The sequence below is a fragment of the Pseudomonas sp. PLB05 genome (assembly GCF_021106615.1).
GTDB classification, from domain to species: Bacteria; Pseudomonadota; Gammaproteobacteria; order Pseudomonadales; family Pseudomonadaceae; genus Chryseomonas; species Chryseomonas benzopyrenica.
Genome location: NZ_JAJOHO010000007.1, coordinates 59,618 through 67,747 on the forward strand (window position 1 = coordinate 59,618; position 8,130 = coordinate 67,747).

Here is an 8,130-nt window from a genome sequence, read left to right on the forward strand (position 1 = left end):
CTGCACTCCTGTTGCTTAGGCCACGGCCTGCTCGACCAGGGCATTGGCCAGTTGCTCATGCACCTGACGGGCCTGGCCAAGGCGGGCTTTGAGTTGGTCGCAGAGGGTCATTAGTTGATCGACTTTGGCGACGATGCGGTGTTGTTCCGGGAGCGGGGGAAGCCCTATTGGTGCGTCCAACACATCCTCACGGGAGATGCCTGGAATTGCTATACCGATGGACTTACTTTGAAAATGCTCAGCCATTGAGAGCAGCAAATATCGTGTGAACTGCGTGTCGAGCAGAACTGGGCGAATGGCCATAAGCTGGCGGCTAATTGCGAGCTCTACCTGGTCTACAAAGTTGGTTTTACCGACTCCAGAGCCTTTAACTGTCAACAGTATGTCTCCCTGGATTGAGGTGGCTCGCCGCTCATGAGTGAATCGCGTCGGCTGTGGATGAACTTCTCCAAATTCCGCTGGGCCTGTGAGATACGGAATGGCTCCGTCCTGCGGGGAGTCAAAGTACTCATCAGGACCTAGATGCTGCCCAGAAATCAGCTCAATTAGTTGACCGAATCGAACAAGCTCCCAGCCACTTGAAACCTTGCTCGATCCCTCATCTGCTCCAATCTGTGCCAGCAGCTTCTGCTTCTTGATCTTCCCCTCCACCACCAGCCGTGCCTTTTCCTCGGCAATACGCTTGAGCAGCGTACTCGCCGGTTCATCGCCGGAGTCTTGTGGCACCAGCTTTCCCATCACCGCCAGTTGCAGCAGGGTTTGCTTGAGGGCGTCGATGCTGGATTCGGTGGTGAACAGGGTGTCGAAGTGCTCGGCCAGACGCTGCCAGCTTTGCGCAAAGTCCTCGGCATCGCGGGCCTGGGTCAGGCCGCCCAGCAGCGCCTGCACCAGTTGGGCGTGGGCGCTGTCGGCATCGGCCTGTTGGGCTTCCAGCCTGTCGCACAGGGCCATCAGTTCATCGACTTTGGCGACGATGCGGTGTTGTTCTGCGAGGGGTGGGATTGCAAATGGCAAAGGTCTTAACTTGGCCAGTGAGACGTTTGCAATGTTCGTGGTCTGGCTCGCGCTATCAATCAGGGCGCTTCTAGCATTTGGGGTCCGCAGCAAAGCCATAACAAATCGCGGTTCGATTAGCATCGGTCGCAAAACACCAAGGAATCCACCAAATGTTGTTTTTTGCTTCAGCTCAGCGCCAATCAAAGCAACTTTCCCAACAAGCTCTCGGCTGTTCGCCATCGACATAACTATGTCATGAGGTTCCACGTACTGGTCATGACGAGAGACGAAGCTTTCTCGAATATAGAGAAGGTCATCCCATTCAATTTCGTCTTGCACATTTGCGGTACGCAGGCACGCAACACGGCCAGGTTCAGGCTCTTTTGATTTCTCGCTCGCAGGGAAAGTAATACCGCGCACGATCTCCACCACCTGCCCCAACGAAGCTACTGCCCAACTGGAAGGTATTTCATAAGAAACCTCGGCTAATTCTTCACGTGTAGCCTTCGCTTTCTTGATCTTCCCTTCCGCAACCAACCGCGCCTTTTCCTCGGCAATCCGCTTAAGCAACTCACTGGCCGGCTCATCATTCGGATCTTGCGGCACCAACTTGCCGCGCACCGCCAGCTCCAGAATCAGCTCACGCAGTTTCTTGATGCCATTCGGCGCGCCCGCCAGCAGCGGCATATTTTCGGTGAGCAACGCCGTCATACCTGGCGCTCCAGGGCTTCGGCCAGCACAGCCTTGAGCTGGTCGCGCAGGTCCCTGATATCGCCTTGCAGGGCAGCGTAGTTACGCAGTAGTTCCTCCGGGTCGTGGCTGACCTGCTCACCGATATGCGGGTTCTTGCAATCGAGGTTCCAGTTGCGGCCTTGCAGATAGTCGAAGCTGACCTTCCAGGCGAACTCGTTTTCGACCCGCGCGGCAAAGCCGTCGGCCTCGCTGCCCCACCAGGCTTCCTCGACGGCGAACTCCTCGATGCGCATGGGCTTGGTCTTGGAGTAGCTCTTGTAACCGGCCGGGTACTGGTGCTCGTAGAACCATACATCTTTGGTCGGCGTGCCCTTGGTGAAGAACAGCAGGTTGGTCTTGATGCCGGTGTAGGGGTTGAACACGCCATTGGGCAGGCGAACGATGGTGTGCAGGTTGCACTCGGTCAGCAGCTTTTCCTTGATGCGGCTCTTGATGCCTTCACCGAAGAGGAAGCCGTCCGGTAGTACCACGGCGGCGCGGCCGCCGTCCTTGAGCAGGTGCATGACCAGCACTAGGAACAGGTCGGCGGTCTCGCGAGTGCGGAAGGCGGCGGGGAAGTTGGTTTCGATGCCGTCTTCTTCCATGCCGCCAAACGGTGGGTTGGCGACGATGCAGTCGACCCGCTCGCCCGGCCCCCAGCTGATCAGCGGTTTGCTCAGGGTGTTGTCGTGGCGGATCTGGCTGGGCACCTCGATGCCGTGCAGGATCATGTTGGTGGTGGCCAGCAGGTGCGGCAGCGGCTTTTTCTCCACGCCGAAGATGCTCGCCTGCAGGGCGCGCTCGTCCTCGGTGGTTTTCACATAGCGGCTGCGCTTGTGCTCGATGGTGCAGGTGAGGAAGCCGCCGGTGCCGCAGGCCGGGTCCATGACCTTCTCGTGCAGCTTGGGGTCGACCATGCGCACCATGAACTCGGTGACCGGGCGCGGGGTGTAGAACTCGCCGGCGTTGCCTGCATTCTGCAGGTCACGCAGCAACTGCTCGTACATGTCGCCGAAGGCATGACGCTCCTGCGCCTTGTTGAAGTCCACACCCTCCTGGATCTTGTTGATCACCTGGCGGATTAGCTGGCCGGACTTCATGTAGTTGTAGGCATCCTCGAATACGCCACGCACCACGTAGGCGGCTGGAGTGATGCTGTATTCGTGGAGGTTCTGCAACTGCGGGAACAGGTTGTTGTCGATGAAGTTCTTCAACTCATCGCCAGTGATGCCTTCCGGGTTGGCCGCCCAGGTGCGCCAGCGGCAGCTTTCCGGAATCGGCGAGCGATAGGCGTCATCCAGCAACTCCCACTCCTGCTCGCGGTCATCGAAGATCTTGAGGAACAGGATCCACACGAGCTGGCCGATGCGCTGGGCGTCGCCGTCGACGCCGACGTCCTTGCGCATGATGTCCTGGATGGATTTGATGGTACTGCTGATGGACATGCTTACTTCCTAAACAGGTGTTCACGGTGCCAGGCCAGATAGGCGCGGTGACGCGGCTCGATCTGGCGCAGGCGAAGATGCGGGGTGATGTTGAGCGCACGGGCGCTGTCGGGGTCGAGATCCTCACCTATCAGAATCTGCCCCTGGTCGTCGAAACTGATCAGGCCCTGGTCGAAGGCAAGATCGAGGTTGGGTGTGAGCAGCAGGCCGTTGAATGGATCGAGCCGCTCGGTCGGGCTGGCAGCGCGCCAGGGTTTGATATGCGAGGCGCGCAGCAGCTCCGGTACGCTGCAATCGGTCACCGCACAGCCACCCCAGTAGGCCAACAGATCATCGCGATAACCACTCTAACCAATGCGGGCCTTGATCAGGGCGTCACGCTCGGTGTCGGTTACTGCCTGGTCTTGCAAGCCAAAGTCATTCGGCAAGAGCACGTTGGTATGGCTGGGCTCCAGAGTCGCAGTATCTGACGCCTTACCCAGAAGATGCGCCAACAACTGCTCCAGGGCAGCGACATGCCGAAGGCCTAGATCCAAGCCGTAGGCGATATCAGTCGCCCCACCATTACGGCGCTTGGGAAAGCCGCGCAGGTTGCTGTTGTGGTAGTAACGCCCATCGCTGCGCTCAACACCGCTGATGGCTAGCAGCTCAGGTAGCTGGCTTTCGTAATCCGGATGCAATACCAACGGTGTCTTTGGCCGAGCTTGAGCGCTGGTGCTTTGTTTGACGAATAACGGCTGAGGCAGCAACGGATGTTCCATACGCAGCACTTTCAGGCCTGATTGCACAGGTCGAGTGAACCCCTGGCGCTCCAGCGTCATCATGAGTTGCTGAATTGTCAGCGAGTCACCGCCCACCTCTGTGCTCGAACCCTCGTCCCGATTCATGGGCTCGCTCTCGGTCCAACCCAGTTGCTGCAGCGCCTCGACGAGCTCGGGGTACATATGAGCTCGGCTATGAGACGTGCCTGGATCGTCATCAAAACTGGCAAGGACGTACACCAGAAAGCTCGGACGCGGGACGCTCAGGGCATCAGCCAACTTTCCAGCCAAAAGGCCGTATTGCAAATTTGCAGCGCTGTAACCCGGGAACCCCACCAAAGCAGCGAGTTCGGACATGGTGATTGCGTGGCCCGGAGCCTGGGCATGCCCGATTAGCATGCGCCGCTGCTTCTCAGTAATTGCGGGCGCAAGGCTTTGCAATGCCTGCCGATATTCGTCAGTGCTTACCGGCCTGATAGCTCGGGCAGGCGTAACCGTCGGCGCGCTGTCCATGGCTGAGGCCAAGAAAGTACGCCACTGCCCCTTGTCCTTAAGCTCCATACTCGGTCCTTAAAGCACGCGGATAAGCCGGCCGCCTATCAGGATGCATAGAGCTCACTCTCCAACTCCTGAATCGCCTGCTGATAACCAGGCTTACCGCCAAACGCCCTGACCAACTCAATCGGTGCACCGATCTGGCTGAAAGGATCGAGCTGGAGAATCTTGATGTCCTCGATGTGCTCGATGCCGGTGTCGGCATACTTGTCCAACAAGGCCTCCAGCACCTGGCGGGCGGCGCCGGAGTATTTGGCGAAGTAGTTGCGTTTTTTCACCTGCTCGGCCCGCTCCCTGCGAGTCAGCGGCGGCTGGTCGAAGGCGATATGGCAGATCAGGTCGAAGGGGTCGAGCGGCTGGCCGCGCTTGGCCTGTACTTCCTCGTCCAGGGCTTCCCACATCACACCTTGGGCTGCGAGCTCGTCAATGATGGCCTTCTTCTGCTCGGCATCCGTCCAGCGGCGCAGGAAGTCATCCAGAGACGCGAACTGCTTTTTCACGCAGCTGCGGGTGTAGTCGCGCAGCGATTCGGTGATCAGCTTGCCGTCCGGGCCGTAGTACTGCACGCGCTCTGCAATGACGTGGATCGGCACGTTGTCGATCACGTACTTGATGCGCTTTTTGCCCTCTTCGCCGCCATCGGTTTCGTCGCCCTCGGGCAGCCAATTGCCACCGTCGACGATGCCTTCCTCGTCCGCCAGAGGACTATCTGGCGGCACGGGCGAGTCATCGCCTTCAGGGCTGTAGATCACCACGGGTTCGCCATCGAATGCCGGATCGGCGAACAGCTCGGTGGCTTTTTTGAAGTCCATGATGGTGAACCAGAACTTGCCATAGTCCTCGTTGATGCGCGTGCCGCGGCCGATGATCTGCTTGAACTCGGTCATCGACTTTATGTGCTGGTCGAGCACCACGAGCTTGCAGGTCTGGGCATCGACGCCAGTGGTCATCAGCTTGCTGGTGGTGGCGATGACCGGATAGCGCGCCTCCGGGTTGATGAAGTTGTCCAGCTCGGCCTTGCCTTCCTGGTCATCGCCGGTGATGCGCATGACGTACTTACGATTCTCCGCGATGCGCTCGGGGTTGAGGTTGACCAGGGCCTGGCGCATGCGCTCGGCGTGGTTGATGTCATCGCAGAAAATGATGGTCTTCTGGAACGGATCGGTGGCCTTGAGGAACTCGGTGACCTTCTGCGCCACCATCTGGGTACGCGCTTCGATGACCAAATGGCGATCCATATCCTTGAGGTCGTAGATGCGGTCTTCGATCAGCTCGCCGTTCTTGTCGAGCATGCCCTTGGGCGGACGCCAGCCCTGCAGGTCCTTGTCGAAGTCGATGCGCACAACTTTATAGGGGGCGAGGAAGCCGTCCTCGATGCCTTGCTTCAAGGTATAGCTGTACACCGGCTCACCGAAATAGGTGATGCTGGAAACGTCTTTGGTTTCCTTGGGCGTGGCGGTCAGGCCGACGTGAGTGGCGCTGGAAAAGTACTCGAGAATCTCGCGCCAGGCGGAATCTTCCGCAGCGCTGCCACGGTGGCATTCGTCGATCACCACCAGATCAAAGAAATCCGGGGAGAACTGCTTGTAGACGTTCTTTTCTTCTTCGGAGCCAGTCACTGCCTGGTACAGCGACAGGTAGATCTCGTAAGACTTCTCGATCTGGCGCTTGGCGATCTTGGTCATCGCCTGGCCGAAGGGCTTGAAGTCGTTGTTCTTGGTCTGGTCGACCAGAATATTGCGGTCAGCGAGGAAGAGGATGCGTTTCTTCTGCTTCGACTTCCACAACCGCCAGATGATCTGAAATGCGGTGTAAGTCTTACCGGTGCCGGTGGCCATCACCAGCAGCACGCGATCCTGACCACGCGCTACGGCCTCAACCGTGCGGTTGATGGCATTCATCTGGTAGTAGCGCGGCATGCGCCCGGAGCCGTCGTCGTAGTATGGCGCTTCGATCTTTTGCCGAGCGGCGCCATCCAGGCCTTTCCATTGGCAATACCGCTGCCAGAGCTCGTCCGGGCTGGGAAACTGGTCGAGCCCTAGCTCGGTTTCAACCTGCGCGCCGGTGCCGCTGCGATCATGGAACAGAAAGCCATCGCCATTGCTGGAGAACACGAACGGCACGTCGAGCGCTTCGGCATAGCCGAGGGCCTGTTGCATGCCGGAGCCGAGCGAGTGCTTGTTGTCCTTCGCCTCGATGACGGCAATGGGCAGGTTCTGCTGGTGATAGAGGATGTAGTCAGCTCGACGTGACTCGCCACGGCTGTGCATTTTGCCGCGCACGATAATGCGTCCCTTGGTGAAGCTGACTTCCTCACGTACCTGCTTATGCAAATCCCAGCCAGCGTTACCAATGGCAGGGGAAATGAATTTGCTGCAGATATCACGCTCGGAAAGCGATTTCTTGTCCATATCCCTGTCCTACTCAACACACCTAAATGGCTACCTCTGAAGGCAGCCAGCAACTGCGCGGCGGTTTTACGCGCTGGCACAATGCACTGATGACATCCAATGCGTTGAAGCGGTCGACACCTGCCTGGTTGCGAATCTCGTCACAATATCCACCGACACTGCATGGGTAAAGGTTGAGAACTCTTTAATCGTGGCTTTTTTGCACGATTGTTCAGCTTTCAACCAAAAGTCAGGCAGCCCGTGTCTCTCCGTGCCGCCAATCGCAACGACGCTGGTGGTGAGGGCCTGGTTTGCTGGTACAAAAAGCTGCTTCACGGTGCCCCACCGTGATGACCTGCTGATCATCAATTACCGCATAACAATTACGCACTTTCTCGGCCAGCTGACGATCTCGGCCACAAACAGCATTGAGTAAGCGCTGAAAATGGCTACGGTCGAAGAAATAGACCTTCGCACCGCGGTTCCAGGTATGGCAGCCGAACGTAATCAGCCACTCGATCTGTTGCTTGCGAATGCCGCGCTGACTGCAACGCTGCACAGCATGCGTGGCGAGATCCATTGCCCTGCTCCTCTGCCTGATGCCTGTCTGCACGACCCTCATGCAGTCAACCCTGACCTCAGGGTCCTTCCCTACCCGATCCCAGCGGGCACAGTGAGAGGATATGTCGCCCATCTAGACACACCAATAATGGGCGTTCATACAGGTCAAGTTTTCGAGCAGGTCATCCTCAAACACCGTCAGTTAGGACGTTAGCCAACGTGTTGCAAGGCAGACTCCTGTCAAGAAAGCAGACCCATTACGCAGTGCTACACAGCAGCCTTGAGGGCTTCGATGTCTCGGGCCACAACGCCAAGATCACGCCAGTTCTCTGGATGGCAGGTGAACAGCAGCACCTGATGACGCTGGGCAGAATCGAAGAGCACCCGCTTCATCTGCGCAAGGCGCTGCTGATCGCTATGTACCAGAGCATCGTCGAGGATGATCAGGGTCGGCCGCCCCGCCTCCTGCAGCAGGTCGGCATAGGCCAGGCGGGTTCTACCCCATTTCCACGGACGGTTTGAAAAGGGCTGAAAACTCCAGATCTTGCCGGGCGACTCTACGACGCATTCGTGGGTTATGAAACCGCTCGATGTAGTCGAATAAATCCGCCCGTGCTTCATCACGAGTTCGATACGACTGATGGGCAACGCGCTCCCGTTTGAGCTGACCGAAGAAGCCTTCACAGGCAG

General features: G+C 58.1%; 7 protein-coding genes and 1 pseudogene. All 8 read right to left on the bottom strand.

All coding sequences use genetic code 11. The features are described from left to right. Window positions 1-15 precede the first annotated feature (15 nt). Window positions 16-1,707 carry a restriction endonuclease subunit S gene (locus LRS53_RS23090; protein WP_093257599.1) on the bottom strand — a complete coding sequence of 564 codons (1,692 nt, stop codon included), beginning with the start codon at window positions 1,705-1,707 and terminating at the stop codon, window positions 16-18. Then, window positions 1,704-3,173: a type I restriction-modification system subunit M gene (locus LRS53_RS23095; protein WP_093257601.1), complete on the bottom strand. Its 1,470-nt coding sequence runs from the start codon at window positions 3,171-3,173 to the stop codon at window positions 1,704-1,706. The genes LRS53_RS23090 and LRS53_RS23095 overlap by 4 nt, the downstream gene beginning before the upstream one ends. 2 nt (window positions 3,174-3,175) lie before the next feature. After that, window positions 3,176-3,499, bottom strand: a complete 324-nt coding sequence (locus LRS53_RS23100) for an HNH endonuclease (RefSeq protein ID WP_231357430.1) — start codon at window positions 3,497-3,499, stop codon at window positions 3,176-3,178. Window positions 3,500-3,520: 21 nt separating this feature from the next. After that, the gene (locus LRS53_RS23105) at window positions 3,521-4,495 is read right to left on the bottom strand and encodes an HNH endonuclease (protein ID WP_231357431.1); all 975 of its coding nucleotides are present in this window, start codon (window positions 4,493-4,495) and stop codon (window positions 3,521-3,523) included. A gap of 38 nt (window positions 4,496-4,533) precedes the next feature. Next, entirely contained in the window at window positions 4,534-6,900 is a 2,367-nt protein-coding gene (gene hsdR, locus LRS53_RS23110) for an EcoAI/FtnUII family type I restriction enzme subunit R (RefSeq protein ID WP_093257603.1), read from the bottom strand. Between the two features lie 229 nt (window positions 6,901-7,129). Beyond that, on the bottom strand, window positions 7,130-7,459 hold the full coding sequence (locus LRS53_RS23115) for a hypothetical protein (protein ID WP_143075332.1): 330 nt from the start codon (window positions 7,457-7,459) through the stop codon (window positions 7,130-7,132). 248 nt (window positions 7,460-7,707) lie between these two features. Further along, window positions 7,708-7,935 (bottom strand): annotated as a pseudogene (locus LRS53_RS23120) (ATP-binding protein); the annotation flags it as partial. 1 nt (window position 7,936) lies between these two features. Next, window positions 7,937-8,130 (bottom strand): IS3 family transposase (locus tag LRS53_RS23125; protein ID WP_231357432.1); only part of this gene is annotated, 194 nt, incomplete at its 5' end.